Source organism: Streptomyces sp. NPDC048337, from assembly GCF_043201175.1.
In the GTDB taxonomy this organism is placed as follows: Bacteria; Actinomycetota; Actinomycetes; order Streptomycetales; family Streptomycetaceae; genus Streptomyces.
Genome location: NZ_JBICYR010000005.1, coordinates 283248 through 305681 on the forward strand (window position 1 = coordinate 283248; position 22434 = coordinate 305681).

General features: G+C 72.3%; 19 protein-coding genes and 1 pseudogene. 3 read left to right on the forward strand and 17 right to left on the reverse strand.

The window, feature by feature from the left end; genetic code table 11:
- Nucleotides 1-71: 71 nt before the first annotated feature.
- Both galK and galT read right to left on the reverse strand, forming a co-directional pair.
- Complete coding sequence (gene galK / locus ACGFYU_RS11370) at nt 72-1265, reverse strand: galactokinase (protein WP_393827031.1); 1194 nt, start codon at nt 1263-1265, stop codon at nt 72-74.
- Nucleotides 1262-2311 (reverse strand): galactose-1-phosphate uridylyltransferase, encoded by a 1050-nt coding sequence (gene galT, locus ACGFYU_RS11375; RefSeq protein WP_393827032.1) that lies wholly within the window; start codon nt 2309-2311, stop codon nt 1262-1264. Before galT ends, galK begins: the two co-directional genes overlap by 4 nt.
- A 130-nt stretch (nt 2312-2441) precedes the next feature.
- On the opposite strand from galT, the gene ACGFYU_RS11380 reads away from it, so the two are divergent.
- Nucleotides 2442-3251 (forward strand): DeoR/GlpR family DNA-binding transcription regulator, encoded by an 810-nt coding sequence (locus ACGFYU_RS11380; RefSeq protein WP_393827033.1) that lies wholly within the window; start codon nt 2442-2444, stop codon nt 3249-3251.
- 7 nt (nt 3252-3258) lie between these two features.
- Here ACGFYU_RS11380 and polX read toward each other — a convergent pair whose 3' ends face one another.
- A complete protein-coding gene (gene polX, locus ACGFYU_RS11385) occupies nt 3259-4986 on the reverse strand; it encodes a DNA polymerase/3'-5' exonuclease PolX (protein WP_393827034.1) in 1728 nt (575 codons plus the stop codon).
- Between the two features lie 58 nt (nt 4987-5044).
- Here polX and ACGFYU_RS11390 point away from each other — a divergent pair, with 58 nt between their 5' ends.
- Nucleotides 5045-6157, forward strand: a complete 1113-nt coding sequence (locus ACGFYU_RS11390) for a CapA family protein (protein WP_393827035.1) — start codon at nt 5045-5047, stop codon at nt 6155-6157.
- 25 nt (nt 6158-6182) lie between these two features.
- On the opposite strand, the gene ACGFYU_RS11395 is transcribed toward ACGFYU_RS11390, so the two are convergent.
- From ACGFYU_RS11395 to ACGFYU_RS11420, 6 genes are all read right to left on the reverse strand, one after another.
- Nucleotides 6183-6500, reverse strand: a complete 318-nt coding sequence (locus ACGFYU_RS11395) for an antibiotic biosynthesis monooxygenase (protein WP_393827036.1) — start codon at nt 6498-6500, stop codon at nt 6183-6185.
- An 88-nt stretch (nt 6501-6588) separates the two neighbouring features.
- Complete coding sequence (locus tag ACGFYU_RS11400; RefSeq protein ID WP_393827037.1) at nt 6589-7296, reverse strand: ABC transporter ATP-binding protein; 708 nt, start codon at nt 7294-7296, stop codon at nt 6589-6591.
- Nucleotides 7293-8063: an ABC transporter ATP-binding protein gene (locus tag ACGFYU_RS11405; protein WP_393827038.1), complete on the reverse strand. Its 771-nt coding sequence runs from the start codon at nt 8061-8063 to the stop codon at nt 7293-7295. Before ACGFYU_RS11405 ends, ACGFYU_RS11400 begins: the two co-directional genes overlap by 4 nt.
- Complete coding sequence (locus ACGFYU_RS11410; RefSeq protein ID WP_393827039.1) at nt 8060-9028, reverse strand: branched-chain amino acid ABC transporter permease; 969 nt, start codon at nt 9026-9028, stop codon at nt 8060-8062. The genes ACGFYU_RS11405 and ACGFYU_RS11410 overlap by 4 nt, the downstream gene beginning before the upstream one ends.
- Nucleotides 9025-9903 carry a branched-chain amino acid ABC transporter permease gene (locus ACGFYU_RS11415; RefSeq protein WP_393827040.1) on the reverse strand — a complete coding sequence of 293 codons (879 nt, stop codon included), beginning with the start codon at nt 9901-9903 and terminating at the stop codon, nt 9025-9027. The genes ACGFYU_RS11410 and ACGFYU_RS11415 overlap by 4 nt, the downstream gene beginning before the upstream one ends.
- 1 nt (nt 9904) lies before the next feature.
- Complete coding sequence (locus ACGFYU_RS11420; protein ID WP_393827041.1) at nt 9905-11080, reverse strand: ABC transporter substrate-binding protein; 1176 nt, start codon at nt 11078-11080, stop codon at nt 9905-9907.
- Between the two features lie 166 nt (nt 11081-11246).
- On the opposite strand from ACGFYU_RS11420, the gene ACGFYU_RS11425 reads away from it, so the two are divergent.
- The gene (locus ACGFYU_RS11425) at nt 11247-12872 is read left to right on the forward strand and encodes a carboxylesterase/lipase family protein (RefSeq protein ID WP_393827042.1); all 1626 of its coding nucleotides are present in this window, start codon (nt 11247-11249) and stop codon (nt 12870-12872) included.
- Here the strand turns inward: ACGFYU_RS11425 and ACGFYU_RS11430 are convergent.
- The 8 genes and pseudogenes from ACGFYU_RS11430 to ACGFYU_RS11465 form a co-directional block, all read right to left on the reverse strand.
- A complete protein-coding gene (locus ACGFYU_RS11430) occupies nt 12869-13708 on the reverse strand; it encodes a PaaX family transcriptional regulator C-terminal domain-containing protein (protein WP_393827043.1) in 840 nt (279 codons plus the stop codon). The genes ACGFYU_RS11425 and ACGFYU_RS11430 overlap by 4 nt on opposite strands.
- 55 nt (nt 13709-13763) lie before the next feature.
- Nucleotides 13764-14528 carry an Asp/Glu racemase gene (locus tag ACGFYU_RS11435; protein WP_393827044.1) on the reverse strand — a complete coding sequence of 255 codons (765 nt, stop codon included), beginning with the start codon at nt 14526-14528 and terminating at the stop codon, nt 13764-13766.
- 9 nt (nt 14529-14537) lie between these two features.
- Nucleotides 14538-15443: a fumarylacetoacetate hydrolase family protein gene (locus ACGFYU_RS11440; protein ID WP_393827045.1), complete on the reverse strand. Its 906-nt coding sequence runs from the start codon at nt 15441-15443 to the stop codon at nt 14538-14540.
- Between the two features lie 115 nt (nt 15444-15558).
- Nucleotides 15559-16674 (reverse strand): cupin domain-containing protein, encoded by a 1116-nt coding sequence (locus ACGFYU_RS11445; RefSeq protein ID WP_393827046.1) that lies wholly within the window; start codon nt 16672-16674, stop codon nt 15559-15561.
- Entirely contained in the window at nt 16671-17714 is a 1044-nt protein-coding gene (locus tag ACGFYU_RS11450) for a carbon-nitrogen hydrolase family protein (RefSeq protein ID WP_393827047.1), read from the reverse strand. The genes ACGFYU_RS11445 and ACGFYU_RS11450 overlap by 4 nt, the downstream gene beginning before the upstream one ends.
- 12 nt (nt 17715-17726) lie before the next feature.
- Complete coding sequence (locus ACGFYU_RS11455) at nt 17727-20123, reverse strand: bifunctional salicylyl-CoA 5-hydroxylase/oxidoreductase (RefSeq protein WP_393827048.1); 2397 nt, start codon at nt 20121-20123, stop codon at nt 17727-17729.
- Between the two features lie 97 nt (nt 20124-20220).
- Entirely contained in the window at nt 20221-20634 is a 414-nt protein-coding gene (locus ACGFYU_RS11460; RefSeq protein WP_393827146.1) for an acyl-CoA thioesterase, read from the reverse strand.
- Nucleotides 20635-20649: 15 nt separating this feature from the next.
- A pseudogene (locus ACGFYU_RS11465) lies at nt 20650-22272 on the reverse strand (AMP-binding protein); the annotation flags it as partial.
- Nucleotides 22273-22434 lie beyond the last annotated feature (162 nt).

Below are 22434 nucleotides of genomic sequence, written 5' to 3' on the forward strand. Positions count from 1 at the left end.
CACGGCTGCGCCGAAAAGGTGAAGCGCTGCGGGAGCGGCGGCCGTCACGCCCCTGCGCCGGCGGCCCCCGGCTACCGCGTCGCGGGTGTCGGCGTGAGGCGGCGGGCGCCCGCGCCGGGGGCGGCCTCGATGACGCGCGGCGGCCGGTGGCCCGCGGTGGCGAAGGCGGCCGTCATGCAGTCGCCCACCGCTCTCTCCCGCCCGGCCTCGACCAGGGCGATGACCGAGCCCCCGAAGCCGCCTCCCGTCATCCGGGCGCCGAGTGCCCCGGCCTCCAGGGCGGCGGCCACGGCGAGGTCGGTCTCCGGGCAGGAGACGCGGTAGTCGTCGCGGAGCGAGGCGTGGCCGGCGGTGAGGATCGGGCCCAGGGCCGCGGCGTCGCCCGCCCGCAGCCGGGAGACGGCTTCGGCGACCCGGGCGTTCTCGGTCACCACATGGCGGACCAGGGGCACGAGCTCCGCCGGCAGGGCCTCCAGGGCGCGCGTGAGTTCCCCGGCGGGCAGGTCGCGCAGGGCGGGCAGGCCGAGCAGCGCGGCCGCGCGTTCGCAGCCCGCGCGCAGCGCGGCGTACGCCCCGTCGCCGAGGTCGTGGGTGACCCGGGTGTCGATCACCAGCAGCCGCAGCCCTTGGCCCGCCAGGTCGAAGGGCACCTGCCGGTGGTGCTCCGGGGTGCGGGCGTCGAGATGGAGGGCGGCCTCGGCGGTGCAGCAGACGGAGGCCATCTGGTCCATGATTCCGCAGGGGACTCCGGCGAAGGCGTTCTCCGCGCGCTGGGCGATCCGGGCCAGTTCGGGCCCGCGCAGGTGCAGTCCGTACAGCTCGTCGTAGGCGACGGCGACCGCGCACTCCAGCGCGGCGGAGGAGGACAGGCCGGCGCCGGTGGGCACCGTGCTGTCGAAGTGGAGGTCCGCGCCCCCGACGGGGTGTCCGGCCTCGGCGAGTGCCCAGACCACGCCGGCCGGGTAGCCGGCCCAGCCCGTCACGACGCCGGGGGTCAGCGCGGCCACGGCCAGTTCGGTGATCCGGCCGTCGCCCTGCGCGCTGTGCAGCCGCAGCCGTCCGTCCGTACGGGCCCGGGCGGCGAGCAGGGTGGTCTGCGGGAGGGCCATGGGCAGGGAGAAACCGTCGTTGTAGTCGGTGTGTTCACCGATCAGGTTGACCCGGCCGGGGGCCGCCCAGACCCCGTCCGGGGAGCCGCCGTAGAGGCGCCGGAAGGTGTCCGCGACCCGGTCCGCCCGGCTGTCCTCGTCCCACCGGGCGGTCACGACAGGGCCTCCCGCAGTCGCCGCGCGGCCGCCTCGGGGGCCACGTCGTTCATGAAGGCCTCCGTACCGGATTCCGTCCCGGCGAGGAACTTGAGCTTGTCCGGTGTGCGGCGGACCGTGAACAGTTCCAGGTGCAGGGCCAGTTCCCCGCCCCGGGTGCGGGGCGCCTGGTGCCAGGCCGAGACGTAGGGCGCGGGAGCCCACCGCTCCGGCTGCCCCGGCAGGGGGAACAGCCGGTCGAAGCGGCGCAGCAGGTCCAGGTAGATGCCCGGGAACTCGGCCCGCTCCGCCTCGGTGAGGCGGTTCAGGTCCGGGACGCGGCGGTGCGGGTAGAGGTGCACCTCGTACGGCCAGCGGGCGGCGTACGGCACGAAGGCGGTCCAGTGCTCCCCGGCCGTCACGACCCGCTCGGTGGCGGCGCGGGCGTCGCAGAGGAGGTCCTCGAAGAGGTTGCGGCCGGTGGTGGCGCGGTGGGCGGCCGCGGCGGCGGTCATCTTGGCGGTGCGCGGGGTGGTGAAGGGGAAGGCGTAGATCTGGCCGTGGGGGTGGGCGAGCGTCACCCCGATCTCGGCGCCCCGGTTCTCGAAGCAGTACACCTGCTCCACGCCCGGGAACGCGGAGAGCTCCGCGGTGCGGTCGGTCCACGCGTCGAGGACCAGGCGGGCGGCGGCCGGGGTGAGGTCGGCGAAGCGGGCCTCGTGCTCGGGGGTGAAGCAGACGACCTCGCAGCGTCCGGCCGCGCCGGCGAGGGAGGGGAAGCGGTTCTCGAAGACGGCCACCTCGTAGTCGGCGGCGGGGACTTCGCTGAGCCGGCCGCCCCGGGAGGGGCAGAGCGGGCATTCACCGGCGGGCGGGTGGTAGGTGCGGTCCTGCCGGTGGGAGGCGATGGTGATCCAGTCGCCGGTCGCCTCGTCCCGCCGTAGTTCCGGTTCGCCGCGTACGCGGTCGAGGGGGCGCAGGTCGGGCGCGTCGCGCACGGCGCTTTCGTCGGTGTCGAAGTAGATCAGTTCGCGGCCGTCCGCGAGTTCCACGAGGGTCTTCTTCACCGACCAAGAATAAACATCTTCAAACATGACCCAGCAGCCTGTGGGGCGGGATTTCCTCACACTCCCACAACACCTCCGTGCTACCTTGCGACCTTCCGACCTGATGCGCCGACACCCCCGGGAGTGACCCGTGGCCGAGCAGGCTGCCCAACTGGCCCACCAGCGGCGGACCCTCATCCTGGACGCGGTCCGGCGCGACGGCGCCGTGCGGGTGGCGGACCTGGTCGGCCGGCTCGGCGTCTCGGACATGACGGTCCGCCGGGACCTGGACGCCCTCGCCCGGCGCGGCCTCGTGGAGAAGGTCTACGGCGGGGCCGTCGCCCCGGCCGGGGCCAGCGGGCACGAGCCCGGCTTCGACGCCAAGGCCGATCTGGAGGGCGACGCCAAGGCCGCCATCGCGGACACGGCCGCCACCCTGGTGGAGCCGGGCGGCGTGGTCGCGATCTCGGGCGGCACCACCGCGTACGCGGTCGCCACCCGGCTGCTCGGCGTCCCGCGGCTCACCATCGTCACCAACTCCCTTCCGGTGGCGGAGCTGGTGCGCACCGCCGACCACGACGGCGGGCCCGACGCCCCGACGCTGCTGCTCACCGGTGGCTCCCCCACCCCCTCGGCCGCCCTGGTCGGCCCGCTCGCCGACCTGGTCATCGCTTCCCTCCACGTGGACCTGCTGGTGCTCGGCGCGCACGGGGTGGCGGAAGGCGCCGGGCTGACCACTCCCAACCTCATGGAGGCCCGGACCAACCGGGCGCTGGTCGCCTCGGCCCGGCGCGTCGCCGTCGTCGCCGACCACAGCAAGTGGGGGGTGGTCGGGCTCAGCGGCTTCGCCGCACTCGATCAGGCCGACTGGTTCGTGACCGACGCGGGCCTGCCCGCCCCCGCCCGCGCCGTCCTCATGGAGACGGTGGGTGAACTCCTCGTCGCGGGCGAGGAGCGCTGAGCGATCGTCAGGCGCCCTTTCCCCGCAGGAACTTCCGCAGCTTCGTCAGCGGCCACGCGTTGATGACGTCGTCCTTGGTCAGCCAGCCGCGCTGGGCCGTACCCACCCCGTAGCGCATGTACGGCAGATGCGTGGTGGAGTGCGCGTCGGAGTTCACCGCGAACTTCACGCCGTACCGCTTCGCGCTCAGGATGTCCTCGTCGCACAGGTCGAGCCGCTCGGGATGCGCGTTGATCTCCAGAGCGGTACCCGTCCGCGCGCAGGCCTCGAAGACCGCGTCGAAGTCGGCGTCGATGCGGGGGCGTTTGCCGATCCTGCGGGTCGTGGGATGGCCGATGACGGCGACGTACGGGTTCTCGCAGGCGCGGATGAGGCGGCGGGTGAGCTCCTGCCTGCTCTGGTCGAAGTGGGAGTGGATGGATGCCACGCACAGGTCGAAGTCCGCGAGGAACTCGTCGGGCCAGTCCAGGGTGCCGTCCGGGCCGATGTTGAGTTCCGTGCCGTGCAGCAGCCGCATCTTGTGGTGCGCGCCGTCCAGGGCGCGCACCGCCTCGCGCTGGGCGAGGATCTTCTCGCTGGTCATGCGCTGCATGTAGAGGTTCGGGGCGTGGTCGGTGACCGCGTAGTACGCGTAGCCGCGGGCGGCAGCGGCGGCGACCATGTCCTCCAGCGGGGCCAGGCCGTCGGTGAGGTCGGTGTGGGTGTGCAGATCCCCGCGGATGTCCTTCTCGTCGAGGAGGTCGGGGAGTTCACCGCGCAGCCCGGCCGCGATCTCGCCGCGGTCCTCGCGCAGCGTCGGCGGTATCCACGGCAGTCCGAGCCTGGCGTAGATCTCCTCCTCGGTGGCGGAGGTGACGCTCGCGCCGCTCTCGGCGTCGAAGAGCCCGTACTCGGAGAGCTTGAGGCCCTGGCGCACCGCGAGCGCGCGGGTGCGGATGTTGTGGGCCTTGGAGCCGGTGAAGTACTGCAGCCCCGCGCCCCAGGAGGCGGGCGGCAGGACCCGTAGGTCCACCTGGAGGCCCGTGGCGGTCCGTATGGAGGTCTTCTTCTCCCCGCCGGCGATGACCTCGGCCGTGGAAGGGAGGGCGGTGAGGGCGTCCATGAACGGAGCCGACCGGCGGGCCGCCACCAGGATGTCTACGTCGCCGATGGTCTCCCTCATGCGGCGCAGGGAGCCCGCGTACGTGCAGCGGACGCAGCCGGGGATCTCCGACAGTTCGGCGACGAGCTGCTCGGCGATGTCCATGGCCGCGCTGACGAGGATCCGGCCCTCGCCCGCCTTCTGCAGCACGGAGATGCCGTGCAGGATGTTCTCCTCGGTCCGCTCGCCGAAGCCCTTCAGGTCGCGCAGCCGCTCCTGGTGGATGGCGTCGAGCAGCTGGTCGACGGAGCTGATGCCCAGCTCCTCGTACAGGGTCATGGCCTTGTGGGGGCCCAGCCCCGGGATCGCGATCAGCTCGCGCACCCCTGCCGGTACGACCGCCCTGGCCTCGTCGACGACGGACATCCGGCCGGTCCGCAGGTACTCCAGGATCTTGTCGGCGACCGACTTGCCGACGTGCGGGATCTCGCGCAGGGCCTTGGCGTCGAGCGTCGAGACGTCCTGCGGACAGCCGCCGACGGCACGGGCCGCCTTCTCGTAGGCGCGCGCCTTGAAGGCCTCCCCGCCCCGGATCGCGATGAGGTCCGCGTACTCCTGCAGCAGTGCCTCGACCTGGTCGTTGGCTCGGGCCATGCCTCCAGGGTGCCCCGCAGGCGCCGGGCGGGCACCCCGGACGGCCTAGCCTGGAGGGATGGGCGGTGAACTCCTGACGCTGTTCCTCGCCGGTGACGTGATGCTCGGCCGCGGCGTCGACCAGATCCTTCCGCACCCCGGCGACCCGGCCCTGCCGGAGGCGTACGTCTCCGATGCCCGTACGTACGTCGAGCTGGCGGAGGCGGCGAACGGCACGATTCCGTGGCGTGCGCCCTATTCCTGGCCCTGGGGGGAGGCGCTGGGCCTCCTCGACGCGGCCGCGCCCGACGCCCGGGTCCTCAACCTGGAGACCTCGGTCACCCAGAGCGACGACATCGCCCCCGGCAAGGCGGTCCACTACCGGATGCACCCCGCCAACCTGCCCTGCCTGGCCGCCGTCCGGCCCGATGTCTGCGCCCTCGCCAACAACCACGTCCTGGACTACGGCCGCCGCGGGCTGGCCGAGACCCTCGATTCGCTCGCCGCGGCGGGACTGCGGGCGGCGGGCGCGGGCCGGGACCTCGCCGAGGCGCGGCGGCCCGCCGTCGTACCCATCCCCGGGAAGCGGCGCCTGCTGGTCTTCTCCCTCGGGACGGCGTCGAGCGGCGTCCCCCACGGCTGGGCGGCCACGGCGGACCGGAGCGGGATCTATTTCTCCGACGAGTCCTCGGACGCGGCCGCGGCGGATGCGGCCGGCCGCATCCGCCGGGCGAAACGATCCGGCGACCTCGTGGTCGTGTCGATCCACTGGGGGTCCAACTGGGGCTACACGGTCCCCCGCGACCAGATCCGCTTCGCGCACACCCTCGTCGACAGCGGCGCGGACGTGGTCCACGGGCACTCCTCGCACCATCCGCGCCCGTTCGAGGTGTACCGGGGCCACCTGGTCCTCTACGGCTGCGGCGACCTGATCGACGACTACGAGGGCATCGGCGGCAACGAGCGGTACCGGGACGATCTGCGGCTGCTGTACCTCGTCGCGCTGGAGCCGGACACCGGCCGGCTCGACCACGCCCGCCTCGTCCCCCTCCAGGCCCACCGGATGCGGCTGCGGCACGCCTCACTCGAGGACTCCGTGTGGCTCCACGAGGTCCTCGCCCGCACCGGCCGCACCTTCGGCACGCACCTGGCCCGCGACCCGGAGGGCGCCCTCACCGTCCGCGGGGGCTGAACGCCGGCCCCGGTGGGCCGTGCGGTCACCGTCCCGGGAGGGTGAGTTCGCGTCCCAGGTGGAAGCTCTCCCGCTCGTCGACCACGTACGGGGCCATGACCTCGCGCCGGCGTCTCTCCGCGTCGGAGGACCGCCACGCGTCGCAGGCCTGCCGGGATTCCCAGAGCGACACTCCGGTGACCTCGTGCCCGTCCTCGGACCAGTACGCGAACGCGCCGCGCATGCCCTCGGGGCGGGATTCCGGGCGCCAGGCCCGCTCGAACTCCTCCAGGGTGCCCTCCTTGATGCGGCGCGTCGTCACCCAGACGAAGTGCTCCTCCATGGCAGCCTCCTCAAGGGTCATCGTCCCGACCCCTCTCTTCGACCACCGTAGGTCCGTCGGGCCCCTTCCGCCTCAGGGCATGGACCGGACGGGACGCCGCGGCCCCCGGTCAGTCCACCCCCAGCAGGCGGCGCCGGTCCTCGGGACTGGAACGGAACGCGGCGCAGGACGCCCGGTGGACGATGCGGCCCTTCTGCATGACCGCGACGTCCTGGGAGACGGAGAGGGCGAGCCCCAGGTTCTGCTCGACGAGGACCACCGCCATGCCCTGCGCGCCCACCTCGCGGATCACCTCGCCGACCTGGGCGACGATCGCCGGGGCCAGGCCGTCGGACGGTTCGTCGAGCAGCAGCAGACGCGGATTGCCCAGCAGGGCGCGGGCGATCGCGAGCATCTGCTGTTCCCCGCCGGAGAGCTGGTCGCCGCGATGGCCGAGCCGCTCCCCCAGCCGCGGCAGCAGGTCGAGGACGCGGTCCCTGGTCCACGGGCCCCGCGCCGGACGCCGCGAGGCGATCGCCAGGTGCTCCGCCACGGTCAGCGGCGCGAACACCCGGCGCCCCTGCGGTACGACGCCCACCCCGGCGCGGGCGATCACGTCGACGCGGGCCCCGGCGATCTCCCGGCCGCCGAGGGTGACGCTGCCCCCGTACGGCCGGACGAATCCCGCGACGGTGGAGACGAGGGTGGTCTTCCCGACCCCGTTGCGGCCCAGGACGGCGACGGTCCGGCCCGCGTCGAGGTCGAGGTCGACGCCGCCCAGGACCACTCCGCCGGCGTAGCCGGAGCGCAGCTCGCGGATGCTGAGGAAGGGTGTCACGAGGAGACCTCCATGGTGCCGAGGTAGGCGCTCTGGACCTCGGCGGAGCCCCGCACCTCGTCCGGGGAGCCGGTCTTCAGGTGTCTGCCGAGGTGCATGACCGTCACCGTGTCGGCGAGTTCGAAGACCATGTCGAGGTCGTGTTCGATGAGGAGTACGGTCACGTCGCGGGGCAGGGCTGCGATCAGCTCGGTCAGTCGCGCCGTCTCCGCCGGGGACATGCCGGCGGCGGGTTCGTCCAGCAACAGCAGCCGGGGTTCGGTGGCCAGGGCGACGGCGACTTCCAGCTGCCGCCGTTCGCCGTGGGAGAGGGCGGCCGCCGGGGTGTCGTGCCGGGTGGGCAGGCCCACGCGTTCGAGCAGCGTGCGCGCCCGGGCGATCGCCTCGGCCCGGGCGCTCACCTTCCGCAGGCCTCCGAGTCCGAATCCGGTTCCGGCGGCCCGGCGCACCACGGCGAGCAGGACGTTCTCCAGGACGGTCTCGCGCAGGAAGAGACTGGAGTGCTGGAAGGTCGCGGCGACGCCGAGCGCGACGCGGCGCTCCACGGGCAGCCGGGTCACGTCCTGCCCGTCGACGAGGATGGTTCCGGCGGTGGCCGGGAGCGTTCCCGAGATCAGGCCGAACAGCGTCGACTTGCCCGCGCCGTTGGGGCCGATGACCGCGTGCCGGGCACCGGGCCGCACGGTGAGGTCGACCTCGTCCAGGGCTCGGAAGGAGCCGAAGTGCCGTGACACCCGGCGCAGTTCCAGTAGATCGAGATCCGTCACGCCGTCCTCTTCCGGGTGGTCCTGTGCGGGAGCCGTACACCGGCCAGCCCGCGGGGCAGCGTGTAGACGGCGATGACGAAGAGCAGTCCGAGCAGCAGCGGCCCGCGTCCGGCGACGGCTTCGAGGTTTCCGAGGTAGTCCCGGGTGAGCCAGACGAGTGCGGCGCCGGTACAGGCCCCCCACATCGAGCCGGCGCCGCCGATGACGACGGCCAGCAGCGCCAGGGCGGCGATCTCGAATCCCGCGTCGCCGGGCGAGACGAACCGCTGCACCGCCACCCACAGGGCCCCGGCGGCGCCGGCCAGCGCCCCGGCGCCGCAGTACACGGTCAGGGCGTAGCGCCGGGTGGGGTAGCCGATCGCCCGCATCCGGTGCTCGTTGTCGCGGATCCCGCGCAGGGCGAGGGCGAACGGTGTCGAACCCAGCCGGGAGACGGCCGCGAAGAGCAGCAGGAACACGGCCAGGACGTAGAAGTAGACGAGCCCGTCGAGCTCCAGCGGGGGCATGCCGGGCAGCGGTACGACGGGCGGGATGCCGGAGATCCCGTCGGAGCCGTTCGTCAGGGACTTCCAGTTGACGGCCGCGCTGTAGGCGATCTCGCCGATGGCGAGCGTCAGCATCAGGAACACGACGCCCCGGGCCCGCACGGCCAGCCATCCCGTGGGGACGGCGACCAGCGCGGAGACTCCCGCGGCCATGAGGAGTTGCACGGTCCCGATGTCGGTGATCCTCGTCGCCACGATCGCCGCCGTGTAGGCGCCGACGCCGAAGTACGCCGACTGGCCGAGGGTCGGCAGTCCGGTCAGGCCGGTGAGCTGGTTCACGCTCAGGGCGAGCAGGGCGAGCACCAGGATCCGCGACAGGGTGCCGACGGCGTACGGGCCGAGCACGAAGGGGGCCAGAGTGAGCGCGACGACGACGGCGGTCACCGACAGGCGTCGTACGGAGGGTCTGGACGGGTTCATGTGCGCACCGCCGAGGGGACGAGGCCGTTCGGGCGGACCACGAGGACGGCCAGCATGGTGCCGAAGAGGAGGAAGGGGGCGTACTCGGGGAGCAGCGCCACCCCGAGCGTCTGGACCTGGCCGATGAGCAGGGCCCCGGCGAGCGCGCCGCGCACGGATCCGAGGCCACCCACGACCACGACGACCAGGGAGAGGACGAGCACGGTCTCGTCCACGCCGGGCCCGGGACCGAGGATCGGCGCCCCGAGGACCCCGCCGACGGTGGCCAGGGCCGCGCCGAGGGCGAAGACCCCGTAGAGCACCTTGCGGATGTCGACGCCCAGCACGCGGACCATGTCCCGGTCGGCGACGGTGGCCCGTACCAGTGCTCCGAGGGAGCTGCGTTCGAAGAGGAGGTGCACGAGGAGCGCGAGGCCTGCCGCGACGCCGATGAAGACGAGCCGGTAGACCGGGTACGTGTGGCCGAGGAGGTCCACCGTCCCGCGCAGGGACGCCGGCGGATCCGTGGGCAGCACCTCGCCGCCGAAGCCGGCGGCGAGGAGGTCGGCGACGATGAAGGTGATGCCGAGCGTCAGCACGGCCTGGTCCAGGTGCCCGCGCCGGGCCAGCGGCGCGGTGAGGGCGGTGAGCGCCGCTCCGCCCATGGCGCCCGCCAGAGCGCCGGCCGTCAGGGCGAGGAGCAGACCCCACAGGCCGCCGTCGGAGAGCGCGTAGGCCACGTAGGCCCCGACGAGGTAGAGCGTGCCGTGCGCCAGGTTGAGCACGTCCATCATGCCGAAGACCAGGGACAGGCCGACGGCGATCGTGAAGAGCAGCAGACCGAAGGCGATCCCGTCGACGACGCTGACGAAGTTGCCGTCCAACCATCCGGCCATGTCAGCCGCCCAGCCGGCCGAGCTCGGAACGGACGGTGTTGGCCCCCTGCTTGACCTCGCGCAGGTACCAGGGCTGTACGGGTGTGCCGTCGCTGTTGAACCGCCACGTGCCGCGGGGGCTGTCGATGTCTCCGACCTTGGCGATGGCGGCGTTGACGGATTCCGAGGTCACCTCGGAGCCGGCCGCCTTGATCGCCTTGTCGAGCACCTGCGCCGCGTCCCACGAGGCCATCGCGTAGGTGGTGGGGGCGGAACCGTAGGCGGCCGTGTAGGCGGGGGCGAACTGCTTGTTGGCCGGGTTGTCCAGGTCGGCACTGTAGTTGAGCGCGGTGAGGATGCCCTCGGCCGCGTCCCCCTGCCCCTTGAGCACTCCGCCCTCGGTGAGGAAGCCGGGTGCGTAGAGCGGGATCCTGCCGGCCAGTCCGAAGTCCCGGTACTGCTTGACGAAGTCGACGGCCGCGCCGCCGGCGTAGAAGCAGAAGACGGCCTTCGCGCCGGACTTCTCGATCTGCGAGAGGTACGGCTGGAAGTTCTTCGTCCCCGGGAACGGCGTGTAGACCTCGTCCCCCGCGAGCGTGCCGCCCGCCGGGAGGAAGGTGGACTTGAAGCCCTCCACCTCGTCCTTGCCCGCCTGGTAGCCGGCGGCGACGAGGAAGACCGGACCGCCGGCCTTCTCGGCGACGTACGTGCCGAGCGCCTTGCCGGGTTCGTCGTTGACGTACGACGTGCGCCAGACGTAGGTGGTGGCGGTCAGCGTCGTCGGGGAGGCGTTGGAGCCGACGAGCGGGACCTTGCTGCTCTCGAAGAGGTCCTTGACCCCGTTGATGGTGGCCGAGCTCACCACTCCGCTCACGGCCAGCACCCGGTCCTGCTTGACGAGCTTCTCCGCCGCCGGCTTGCCGGAGTCGGCCGTCTCCCCCTCGTCCGCGACCACGATCTCCACCTCGCGACCGCCGAGTCTGCCGCCGTGCTGTTTCACGTAGAGCTCGAAGCCCTGCTTCATGTCGTCGCCCAGCGCCTTGTAGGTCCCCGACTGCGGGACGAGGAGCCCGAGCTTCACGGGACCGCTCTGCTCGTCGTCGCCGCCTGCGCCGAGGCTGGCGCCACCGCATGCCGTGGCCAGCAAGAGGGCCGCCGCTGCGGCGATCGGGCCAACGGGACGAAACCGACCTGCCATGGGATCTCCGTATGTCGTCTCCGGGAAGTGACACGTGTCTATCGTGTTTTTTGGACGACCGTCAAGACTTCACAAGACGTGAACGATGCCATAACACTGACCCTCGTCAATTTGACTCAATGCCACTTCGGCGACGGGCTCTTGACCAGTCAGGGAGTGAAGCACCATGACCGACGATCCATCGCGGCGCGAAATCCTCAGGAACAGCGGGGTGTTGGCGGGAGCCGCACTGCTCTCCGGCATCCCCGGCGTCGCCATCGCACAGGCCGCCCCCCGCACGGACGCGTCCTCCCCCGAGGTGGAGCTGCCCGCGGGCCGTCTGCGCGGAGCCCTCGAAGGAGGCCTCGCCGTGTTCAAGGGCGTGCCCTACGCGGCGCCCCCGGTCGGCGCCCTTCGATGGCGGCCGGCGCAGCCCCACCCCGGATGGCAGGGAACGCGCGACGCGACCGCCTTCGGCCCGAGCGCGCCGCAGCTCTACCGGGAAGGGGGCGATCCCGTACTCGGATCGCACGGCTCGCCCCCCTTCGACGAGGACTGCCTCACGCTCAACGTCTGGACCCCCGGGGCCGATGCCGCCAAGCGGCCGGTACTGGTGTGGATCCACGGCGGCGGCTTCGTCTCCGGCTCCGGCGCGGTGCCCGGCTACTCCGGCGAGACCTTCGCGCGCAATGGCGACCTCGTCGTCGTGAACCTCAACTACCGCCTCGGAGCGCTGGGTTACCTCTACTTCGGCGAGGACGGGGCCGGCGGGAACTTCTGGCTCACCGACCAGCTCGCCGCGCTGCGCTGGGTCCGGGACAACATCGCCGCGTTCGGCGGCGACCCGGACAACATCACCCTCGCCGGCCAGTCCGGCGGTGCGCTGTCGGTCGCCGCGCTCGCCGGCGCCGCCCGGCCCAAGGGCCGCCCGCTGTTCCGGCGGGCCATCCTGCAGAGCCCGCCGCTCGGCCTGAAGATCCCCACCCGTGCCGAGTCGCTCCAGCGCACCGCCACCTTCCTGGACATCGTCGGGGCCGCGAACGTGACGGAGCTACGGGCCGTGCCGTGGCAGCGCCTGATGGCCGCCACCGTGGAGATGTTCGGGCGCACCGCACGGTGGGGATACTGGTCGACCCCGTTCCTGCCGGTACTCGACGAGGGCACGCTGGACCGCGACCCCGTCGACCTGCTGATCGGCGGGGCCGGGGCGGACATCGACGTCCTGATCGGCTGGACCAGGGAGGAGGCCAACTTCGCCTTCGCGCTCAGCGAGCAGTACGCCGCCGCGACCAAGGACCAGGTGCTCGCGCGGGCGCGGGACACCTTCGGGAACCGGGCGGACCGGGCGTACACCGCCTACGAGGAGGCCCGGCCGGGCGCCCGCCCGGTCGACGTCCTCATGGACCTGATCACCGACGACCTCTTCCGCATGCCCGCCGTGGCGCTGGCCGAGCGGCGCGCGGCCCGCGGACGGCCGGTCTGGGCGTACCAGTTCAACCTGCCGACGCCCGCGCACAACGGTCAACTGGGCGCCGCGCACTGCCTGGAGCTGCCGTTCGTCTTCGACAACTTCGACAAGTGGTCGCAGGCGCCCTTCCTCACGGGGCTGAACCCGCGGGTCCGCGACGGTCTCGCCGCGACCGTGCACGCGTCCTGGATCTCCTTCATCCGCACCGGCGACCCCAACCACGACCCCATGCCGCGCTGGGACCGCTACGACCGGGACTCCCGTACGACGATGGCCCTGGACTCCGTGACCGCCGCCGTCGGGGACCTGGCGGGGTACTGGCGCCGCCTGCACCACCCGGGCTAGGACCCGGGCCCCGCCTCCGCCAGGCCGGTGACCTCCTGCACGTGCAGGAGGCTCGGCTCGGCGAGCACCTCGTGCAGCTGCTGGAAGATCCTGCGCGCGGCGACCGCGTTCCAGTCCGCGGGGAGCAGCTCGCCGGGCAGGCCGGGGTCCAGGTAGGGCAGCCGGCGCCACTGGGTGAGCATGGGGACGTAATGGCGGAAGGCCTCGCCGCCGTCGATCTCGCGCTGCTGCGCGAGACCTTCGGCGACGGGGCCGTACGCGTGGGTGAAGGTGGCGTACTGTGCCTGGATCGCCGGGAAGTCCCACCACGAGCTGACCGTCTCGGGCAGGTCGCTGAAGGCGGCGTAGTCCGCGGCGAACAGATGGACGTAGTCGCTGAGTCCGAGCCGGATGAGCATGTCACGGGCGTCGTCGAGCAGCCGGCCCGGCGCCAGCCACACGCCGGGGGCGATGTTCCCGAAGCCGAGCCAGGTCAGCCGGGTGCGCAGCTGGTAGCGGTAGGACCGCTCGGACTCGGGTACGGAGAAGACGGCCATGGCCCAGCCGTCGCTCAGCTTCGCCGGTTCCAGGCTGCCGAAGATGCGCCGGTCGCCCTCGTCGAAGACGGGCTGCGCGGCCGGGCTCAGCCGGTAGCCCGTGGCGCCGCGGCGCTCCGCTTCGAGGACGCCCTTCTTCTTGAGGCGGGAGATCGCCGAGCGCGCCGCCGGGCCGTCGACGTCCAGTTCGGACATGAGGGTGATCAGGTCGGCGACCGAGATCCAGCCGCCGAGGCGGCGCAGGAACGCCCCGTAGACCGTGTTGATCAACGAGCTGGGCCTGAGGGGACTGTCCGCCATGATCGCCTTCCGTCGTCTGCGGCAGCGATCCTACCCAGCCGGCGGCCCGGCGCCGTCACCGCGCATAGGCGCCCGACAGGAGATGGCCCGCTCCGGGGGCCACGGCCGGCAGGTCCAGGGCGCGGAGCATCTGGTGGGCCGTGCACACCGCTGCCGAGACGACGGGCTTGCCGAGGAGCTGTTCGGCCTCCTCGATGGCCCCCAGCGAGGGCATCTGGACGCAGGCGGAGAGCACGACGGCGTCGGCGTCGGCGTGGTCCAGGGCCCGGGCGAGCCCCGGCAGGCGCGCGGGGTCGTGCGCGGCGACGTCCAGGTTGTCGGGGATCTCCAGGGCCTCGTAGTCGAGGACCTCGATGCCCTCGTGGGTGAGGTAGTCGACGACCGTCCTCGTCAGCGGGCGCATGTACGGGGCGATCAGGGCGATCTTCTTCGCCCCGATGGTGTGCAGTCCGTGGACGAGGGCTCCGGCGCTGGTGACCACGGGGGCGGGGGCGCCGTTCTCGACGGTGCGGGCGTGCAGGCGTGCCTCGGAGGTGCGGTGGTAGCCGAGGCCCATGCTCATGATGGCGACGAGGCAGGCGTAGCCGAGTACGTCGACGCGCGCGTCGGAGAGTTCGACGGCGCAGCGGTCGGAGTCGGCGTCCATGGCCTTGAGCTGTTCCGGGGTCACATGGGTCATGCGCATCCGGCTGGAGTGGAAGGTGAACCGTTCCGGGGCGATGGCTTCCCGGGCGCGCAGGATCGCCGGGACCTCGGTCTCCATGGTGACGTTGGAGCTCGGCACGATCTGGCCGATGCGGTAGGTGCGGGGGCGGGACATGTGCGCTCCTCAGCGGGCGTCGACGACGGGGTTGTTGAGGGTGCCGATGCCCTCGACGGTGGCCTCGACGGTGTCGCCGGGGCTCAGGAACTCGGGCGGGACCATGCCGGCTCCGACTCCCGCGGGAGATCCGGTGGCGATGACGTCGCCGGGTTCGAGGGTGACGCCGGAGGAGATGTCGGCGATGAGGCGGGCGATGGGGAAGAGCATGTGGCGGGTGTTCGACTTCTGCTTGGTGACGCCGTTGACGCGCAGGGAGAGGTCGAGGGCCATGGGGTCGGGGATCTCGTCGGCCGTGACGACGGCCGGGCCGAAGGGGGCGTAGGAGTCCTGGCCCTTGGAGAAGAACCACTGGCCGGAGCGGCGCTGGTCGCGGGCGCTGATGTCGTTGACGATGCTGTAGCCGAAGATGTGCTCGTACGCGTCCTCCTCGCTCACGCGGAAGGCGGTGCGTCCGATGACGACGGCGAGTTCGCACTCCCAGTCGAGCTGGGTGGTCAGGTCGGCGTTGTGCAGGATCGGTGCGCCGGGGCCGGTGACGGCCGTGGCCGGCTTGCTGAAGAGCACCGGGCGCGAGGGCCGCTCCTTGTCGGTGTCCAGGCTGCGGCTGGACTCCTCGACGTGCTCGACGTAGTTCAGTCCGACTCCGATGATCTTGCCGGGGCGCAGGGGTGCCGCGAGCGACACCTCCTCGATCCGGTGCACGGCCGCGCCCGGCCAGGCCGCGGGGCCGCCGGCCAGCAGGCCGCGGGCGGCTTCCTGAGCCGTCTCCCCTGCCCGGATGAAGGACAGGAGGTCCGCGGGCAGTTGTGCGCCGGCCGCGGAGGCCAGGGAGGCGAGGTCGACGACCAGGTCGTCGACCTGCGCTCCGAGCAGGTGGGGCGAGCCGTCGACGGTGTAGGTGACCAGCCGCATGGGTGGGTGCTCCTTGCAGGTGAGGGGTGCCGGTGAAGGGTGCCGGTGAAGGGTCGGTGCTCCGCCGCGCCGGCGCCGGTGTCAGGGCCGGCGGCGTCCGGCGCGGCGGAGCGGTTCAGGAGGACGCGGGCTGGTGGCCGCCGTTGTCGGTGTACGCCTCTTCGCGGTGGAAGCCGAGCGAGCGCATCACGGGGAAGTCGTTGAAGGAGAAGAGGCAGGCGTCCTCGGACGGGTCGAGGTTCTCGTGTTCGTGCCAGGCCCAGGAGGGCACGCAGAACATGTCGCCCTGCTGCCACTCGAAGCGCTGCCCGGCGATCACCGAGACTCCGCGCCCCTTGGCCGCGGTGTAGATGACCGAGCCGGTGTGACGGTGGGCCTTGGTTGCCTGGCCGGGGCGCAGGAGCTGCATGTGGGCGCCCATGGTGGGCATGACGGAGCCGCCGGTGAGCGGGTTGGTGTACTCGGCGATCACTCCGTCGTACGGGGATCCCTCGGTGGCCTCGGCCAGGTTCCGCAGGGCCTCGTAGGTGGGCTCCCAGGGGAAGGCCAGCAGTGGCGAGTAGGGCCGGGTCCACTTCTCCGAGCCGTACGGCAGCAGGTTCGCACCGTACGTCAGCACGGAGGAGTTGATGACCTTCCCGGGGGTCTGGTACAGCTCGGGGTGGACCTCGTAGAACCCGGCGTCCAGGGCGTTGACCAGCGGGATGTCGAGGCCGTCCTGCCAGATGACGGGGGCGTCGTCGGCTTCGTTGCCGTGCTCGTGCCAGGTGCCGTTCGGGGTGATGGCGAAGTCTCCGGGTCCGACCTTCAGCTTCTGGCCGTCGACGATGGTCCAGGCGCCCGTGCCCTCGTGGACGAAGCGCAGCGCGGCGGCCTGGTGGCGGTGGGCGGTCATGGCCTCGCCGGGGCCCATGATCTGCAGGCCGGTGTAGAGGAGTCCGACGGCGGCGCTGACGTCCTTGCGGCCCGGGTTGACGAGCATGACGACGCGGCGGCCAGCGTCGTCGGCCTTGACCAGGTCCAGGGCCTTGCGGACGAGGGGCCGCAGTTCGCTGTAGCGCCACAGCACGGGTACGGACTTGGGCTGCGGGTACCAGGGCTCGATGTCGTTCGCGACGGTCCACAGCGCGCCCGCTTCGAGCTGGGCGAGTTCCCCGTAGAACGCGGCGAGTTCGGGTGAGTCGGATACCCGGGCGCGTCCCAGCCGCGTGTCGTCGTACTCGGTGGTCATGCGTCCTCCTTCGTGAGTCCGGTGGTTCCGGTAATGCCGGTGATGTCGGTGGAGAGGGGTGCCGCCGTGTGCGCCGGGTCCGTCGCGAAGGTCACCGGGGTGCGGGGGCGGTTGTCGACGTGGAGCCGGAAGACGTCGAAGCGGTTGTAGTGGCCGACGATGTCGTGCATCTGCTTGGGCTGGATGCACCGGGCCAGGTCGATCTCGGCGTAGACGATGCCCTCCTCGTCGACGAGGGGTTCGGTGACCGGGCGGCCGTCGGGGCCGAAGATCCCGGACAGGGCGCTGCGGGGGCGGGTGAACTGCTTGCGCAGTTCCTCGTCGTCGCCGGCGACGGCGTCGACGATCTCCGGTGAGATGGTGGAGCAGGCGACGACGGAGAAGACCTTGCCCTCGAAGCTGTGGGCGGCGGTGCGGACGGCGATGGCCTCGGCCATGTCGTAGTCGGCGGGTGCGACCGGCAGGGCGATGTAGCAGGAGGCGTGGACCAGTTCGCCCTGCGCGAGGAGGGTGAAGCGGGCCAGGGTGTTGGTGTTCTCGCCGCAGGCGAGGGCGCCGAGCGGGCCGACGGGCGTGGGGTGGACCTTGAGGGAGCTGCCGTCGCCGCCGGTCCAGGTGAGCTTCTCGGCCCAGGTGGGCACCAGTTTGCGGTGGACGCCGAGGAGTTCGCCTTCGGGGCCGATGGTGAGCAGGGTGTTGTAGAGGACGCCGAGGCTGTGCGGGCCGCGCTCGTTGACGCCGATGACGAGGACGATGCCGTACTGGCGGGCGGCGGAGCGCAGTTGGTCGACATACGGGCCGGGGACGTCGATGGCGGAGCGGTAGAGGCGCTCGAACCAGGGCGAGCCCTGGACGGGGTTCATGGTCCAGTTCCAGTACGGGTATCCGGGGACGAACACCTCCGGGAAGACGACCAGTTCGGCGCCGCCCGCCGCCGCCTGCGCGATGAGCCCGACCGCCTTGTCGACGGTCGCCGCGGCGTCCAGGTAGACGGGGGCCGCCTGCACGGCCGCGGCGGTGAAGCGGGGCAGATTGTCCATCGGTTCTCCAGGTCAGCAGGCGGATACGTTGGCGGGGAGGCGCGGAACCCAGCGCTGGTGCACCGGCGTGGAGGCCGCGCGGAGCAGCTGGAGGCGGGGCGGCACGCGGTCGGTGCGCGCGCCCGGGGGGCGGCCGCTGCCCGCCCGCCAGGAGGCGGGCCAGGGTGCCGCCGGGCCGCTGTAGCCCTGGGCGGCCGCGGCGTGCAGGGTCCACAGGGGGTCGTGCAGCTGGGCGCGGCCGACGGCGCACAGGTCGGCCCGGCCGGCCAGGATGATGGAGTTGACGTCGTCGTACGTGGAGATCGCGCCGACGGCGATGGTGGGCAGCTCGGTGGCGTTGCGGATCAGGTCCGCGTACGGGGTCTGGTAGCTGCGGCCGTAGCGGGGCCGCTCGTGGGCGACGACCTCACCGGTGGACACGTCGATCGCGTCGGCGCCCGCCTCACCCAGGGCGCGGGCGATCTCCACCGCTTCGGCCTCACCGGTGCCGCCGTCGGCCCAGTCGGTGGCCGAGATGCGGACCAGCAGGGCCTTGCCCTCGGGCCAGACGGCGCGTACCGCGCGCAGTACCTCCAGGGGGAAGCGCAGCCGGCCGGTGAGGTCGCCGCCGTACTCATCCGTCCGCTCGTTGGTCAGCGGTGAGAGGAAGCCGGACATCAAGTGGCCGTGTCCGTACTGGAGTTCCAGGACGTCGAAACCGGCGCGGTGGGCGCGTGCGGCGGCGGTGGCGAAGTCGCGCGTGATGGCGTCCATGTCCCGGCGGGTCGCTTCCCGCGGGATCGCGGAGTTCTCGTCCCATGCCTGCGGGGAGGCGGCGAGGAGCGGCCAGCCGTCGGCGCCGAGCGGGACGGCCCGGCCGTCGGCCCTGGGCACGCCGGTCGCGGCGCGGCGGCCGGCGTGGGTGAGCTGGATGCCCAGGCAGGTGTCGGACTGCCCGTGCACGAAGTCGGTGATGCGCCGCCAGGCGGCCTCCTGTTCGTCCGTGTACAGGCCGGGGCAGCCCCGGGTGGCCCGGCCGTCGGCGCTGACCGCGGTCATTCCGGCGAGGACCAGGCCGCTGCCGCCCAGGGCCCGGGTGCTGAGGTGGACGAGTTCGAAGTCGCCCGGCACCCCTTCCCGCGCGGTGTAGAGCGCGGTGGGCGGTACGACGACCCGGTTGCGCAGGAGCAGGCCGCCCAGCCGGAACGGCCGGAACATCGGCGGGACGGTGGTGGCGGCGGGGGTCCCGGGCCGGGCGGCCGTCAGGGGGCTGTCGTCGGCGTGCCAGGTGTCGACCGCGGTGGTGAACCCCTCGTCGCGTACGCGCAGGTTGTCGTAGGTGACGCGGCGGCTGCGGGTGAGGAGGTTGAAGGCGAACTGCGGGGGCTCCTGGTCGGTATAGCGGCCGACGTTCTCGAACCATTCGAGGCTGGCCTGGGCGGCGCGCTGGGTGGATTCGACCACCGGCCGGCGTTCGGCTTCGTAGGCGGCGAGCGCCGAGGTCACGTCGGGGTGTTCGTGCAGGCAGGCGGCCAGGGCCAGGGCGTCCTCCATGGCGAGCTTGGTGCCGGAGCCGATGGAGAAGTGGGCGGTGTGCGCGGCGTCGCCGAGCAGGACCACGTTGCCGTGGCGCCAGGAGGCGTTGCGGATGGTCGTGAAGCGGATCCACTTCGAGGCGTTGGGGATCAGGCGGTGGCCGTCGAGGTGCTCGGCGAGGATCTCCTCGCACCGTCGCACGCTCGCCTCGTCGCTCTCGCCCCGCGCGAATTCCCGGTCGGCGAGGGCCTCGAAGCCCGCTCGCCGCCAGTCGTCCTCGGCGATCTCCACGATGAAGGTGCTGCGCCGGTCGTCGTAGGGGTAGGCGTGGACCTGGATGCTGCCGAAGTCCTGCTTCTCGACGATGAAGGTGAAGGCCTCGAAGACGCGGTCGGTGGACAGCCACATGTAGCGGGAGTGCCGCTCGTCCAGGTCGGGGCGGAAGCTGCTCGCGTAGGTGTCGCGGGCCGTGGAGCGGATCCCGTCCGCGGCGACCACCAGGTCGTAGCCGGCCGAGAGTTCCTCCACGGGCGGGGCCTCGGTGCCGTAGTGCACCCGCACGCCGAGCTCGGCGCAGCGGTTCTGCAGGATCTCCCGCAGCCGGTTTCGGTCCAGGGCGGCGAAGCCGTGGCCGCCGGAGACGTGGACCTCGCCGCCGTAGCGGACGTCGATGTCGCTCCACCGGGCGAACCGGGCGGACATGGCGGCGAACACGGCGGGGTCGGCCTGCGCGATGCCGTCCAGCGTCTCGTCGGAGAAGACGACGCCGAAGCCGAAGGCGTCGTCGCGGGCGTTGCGCTCCCAGACCGTGATCTCCCACTCCGGCGAGAGCCGCTGGGCCAGGGCCGCGAAGTACAACCCGCCGGGGCCTCCTCCGATGACTGCTACACGCACGGTGTTCCTCCTTGTGGTTCCGTAAAGCAGAATATGCTGCATATTTGGCGACCGTCAAGAATGCAGCACATTCTCTCGGGCGATGCGCCGCCTCGGGTCACGCGAACAGCTCGGGGGCCTGCGGACCGGCCTGGGTGAGGACCTCCCGCACGTCGGCGGGCCAGGCCTCGGACCCCTTGGCGCGCGCGGCCGAGTGGGCGATGACCATGCGCCCGGTGGCGGCCGGCTCCTCCCCCTCACCGCGGACGGTGAAGGCGTAGTGCAGGGAGCTGGTTCCGACCTTGACGACCGCCAGTTCGGTGCGGACGGTCTCGCCGAACCACAGCCGGGCGCGGTAGTCGGCCTCGAAGTGGACGCGGGGGGTGCTGCCGAAGAGGTGGGCCAGGCCCAGCCGCCTCAGCAGGACGGCCTCGGCCGCCTCGACCCAGCGCACCACGGTGGAGTGGTGGTAGTGGCCGGCCGCGTCCGTGTCAGGCCATTCGACGCGCCGCTCGACGACGACGCTGGGCAGGTTCCGCGCCGGGGCCGGGGGGCCCGCGTGCGCGCGCTCGCGCAGCTCGGCGCGCCGGAGCTTTCCGTTGCTCGTGCGCGGGAGGTCGGTGACGAACTCGACGGCGCGCGGGTATTTGTAGGGCGCGACGGTCTGCTTGACGTGGTCCTGGAGTTCCTTGACCGTCGCCGCGTCGGGCGCGACGCCCGGGCGCAGGATCACGTACGCCTTGACGACCATGCCGCGCTGCTCGTCCGGGGCCCCGACGACGCCGCATTCCTCGACGTGGGGGTGGGTGGCGAGCGCCTTCTCCACCTCGGGACCGGCGATGTTGTAGCCGGAGGAGACGATCATGTCGTCGCTGCGGGCCACGTACCAGAAGTAGCCGTCGGCGTCCCGGACGTAGGTGTCGCCGGTGATGTTCCAGCCGTGCCTGACGTACACGCTCTGGCGCGGGTCCTCCATGTACCGGCAGCCGGTGGGGCCGGTGACGGCGAGGAGTCCGGGCTGCCCGTCGGGGACGGGGTCGCCCTGTTCGTCGACGACGCGGGCCCGGTAGCCGGGAACGGGCCTGCCCGTGGAGCCGGGGCGTATGTCGCCGTCGGCGGCCGAGATGAACACGTGGAGCATCTCGGTGGCGCCGATGCCGTCGATGATGCCCAGTCCGGTGGCGGCGTGGAACTGCTCCCACACGTCCGCCGGCAGCGCCTCCCCCGCGGACACGCAGCGGCGCAGGCCCGCCAGCCGGCGCACCGCGCCGGCCGCCATGATCGCCCGGTAGGCGGTGGGGGCCGTGAAGAGCACGGTGACCCCGTGCTCCTCCACCAGCTCGGCCAGCCGCTGCGGCGCGGCCTGCTCGATCAGCAGGGTGGCCGCGCCCGCGTACAGCGGGAAGACCACCAGTCCGCCGAGTCCGAAGGTGAAGGCGAGGGGCGGGGTCCCGGTGAAGACGTCGTCCCGGTGGGGGCGCAGGACGTGGCGGGAGAAGGTGTCGGCGTTGGCCAGGACGTCCCGGTGGAAGTGCAGGGTCGCCTTCGGCCGCCCGGTCGTGCCCGAGGTGAAGGCGATCAGGGCGACGTCGTCCGCGGCCGTGGCGACGTTGGCGAACCGGCCGTCCTTCGTGGCGCAGCGCGCGACGAGGTCCTCCTCGCCGGGGCCGCCGTAGGCGACCACGGCCAGGCCGGGGGTGTCGGCGGCGGTGAGCTCGTCGAGGTAGCGGTGGTCGCACACGGCGACGGCCGGCCGGCTGATCTCGTGCAGCTGCGCGAGCTCGCCGGCGCGCAGCAGCGGCATGGTGGTGACGGCGACGCCGCCGGCCTTCAGGACACCGAACCAGGCGGCCACCAGCCACGGGTTGTTGGGGCCGCGCAGCAGCACGCGGTTACCGGGTACGAGACCGAAGTCCTCTGTGAGCACCCGGGCGACCTGGTTGGCACGTTCCAGCAGGTCACCGTAGGTCCACCGGTCCGTGGGCGTCAGCAGGCAGGGCCGGTCGGCGCCCCAGCGCCGAACGGTGTCGTCGAGGATCCGCTGGGCGCAGTTGAGCCGGTCCGGGTAGTGCAACTCCGGGAGGTCGAAGTGCAGTTCGGGCCAGAGGGGGAAGGGCGGGAGTCGATCACGACAGAACGTGTCGACGTGGGCAGAGGGGGAGAGCTCCATGGGGCGGCACCTCAATCTCGGGGCAGCGGGGAGAGTGGAGCAAGTATCTCGGTAATCTGGCGACCGTCAATGATGCGCGATACGGGATTGCGTTAACAGCGTGTTACGCAGTCCGGGTCGACGGCGGCGTTCCGTCGGGGTATAGATCACAAACAGGGACAA

What these genes read in the sequence shown, in the direction of transcription:
- ACGFYU_RS11410 (WP_393827039.1), bottom strand. Translation starts at nt 9,028, where the DNA reads ATGAACCCGTCCAGACCCTCCGTACGACGCCTGTCGGTGACCGCCGTC.
- ACGFYU_RS11415 (WP_393827040.1), bottom strand. Translation starts at nt 9,903, where the DNA reads ATGGCCGGATGGTTGGACGGCAACTTCGTCAGCGTCGTCGACGGGATC.
- ACGFYU_RS11420 (WP_393827041.1), bottom strand. Translation starts at nt 11,080, where the DNA reads ATGGCAGGTCGGTTTCGTCCCGTTGGCCCGATCGCCGCAGCGGCGGCC.
- ACGFYU_RS11440 (WP_393827045.1), bottom strand. Translation starts at nt 15,443, where the DNA reads ATGCGGCTGGTCACCTACACCGTCGACGGCTCGCCCCACCTGCTCGGA.
- ACGFYU_RS11430 (WP_393827043.1), bottom strand. Translation starts at nt 13,708, where the DNA reads ATGGCGGACAGTCCCCTCAGGCCCAGCTCGTTGATCAACACGGTCTAC.
- ACGFYU_RS11435 (WP_393827044.1), bottom strand. Translation starts at nt 14,528, where the DNA reads ATGTCCCGCCCCCGCACCTACCGCATCGGCCAGATCGTGCCGAGCTCC.
- ACGFYU_RS11445 (WP_393827046.1), bottom strand. Translation starts at nt 16,674, where the DNA reads ATGACCACCGAGTACGACGACACGCGGCTGGGACGCGCCCGGGTATCC.
- ACGFYU_RS11425 (WP_393827042.1), top strand. Translation starts at nt 11,247, where the DNA reads ATGACCGACGATCCATCGCGGCGCGAAATCCTCAGGAACAGCGGGGTG.
- ACGFYU_RS11390 (WP_393827035.1), top strand. Translation starts at nt 5,045, where the DNA reads ATGGGCGGTGAACTCCTGACGCTGTTCCTCGCCGGTGACGTGATGCTC.
- ACGFYU_RS11450 (WP_393827047.1), bottom strand. Translation starts at nt 17,714, where the DNA reads ATGGACAATCTGCCCCGCTTCACCGCCGCGGCCGTGCAGGCGGCCCCC.
- ACGFYU_RS11395 (WP_393827036.1), bottom strand. Translation starts at nt 6,500, where the DNA reads ATGACCCTTGAGGAGGCTGCCATGGAGGAGCACTTCGTCTGGGTGACG.
- polX (WP_393827034.1), bottom strand. Translation starts at nt 4,986, where the DNA reads ATGGCCCGAGCCAACGACCAGGTCGAGGCACTGCTGCAGGAGTACGCG.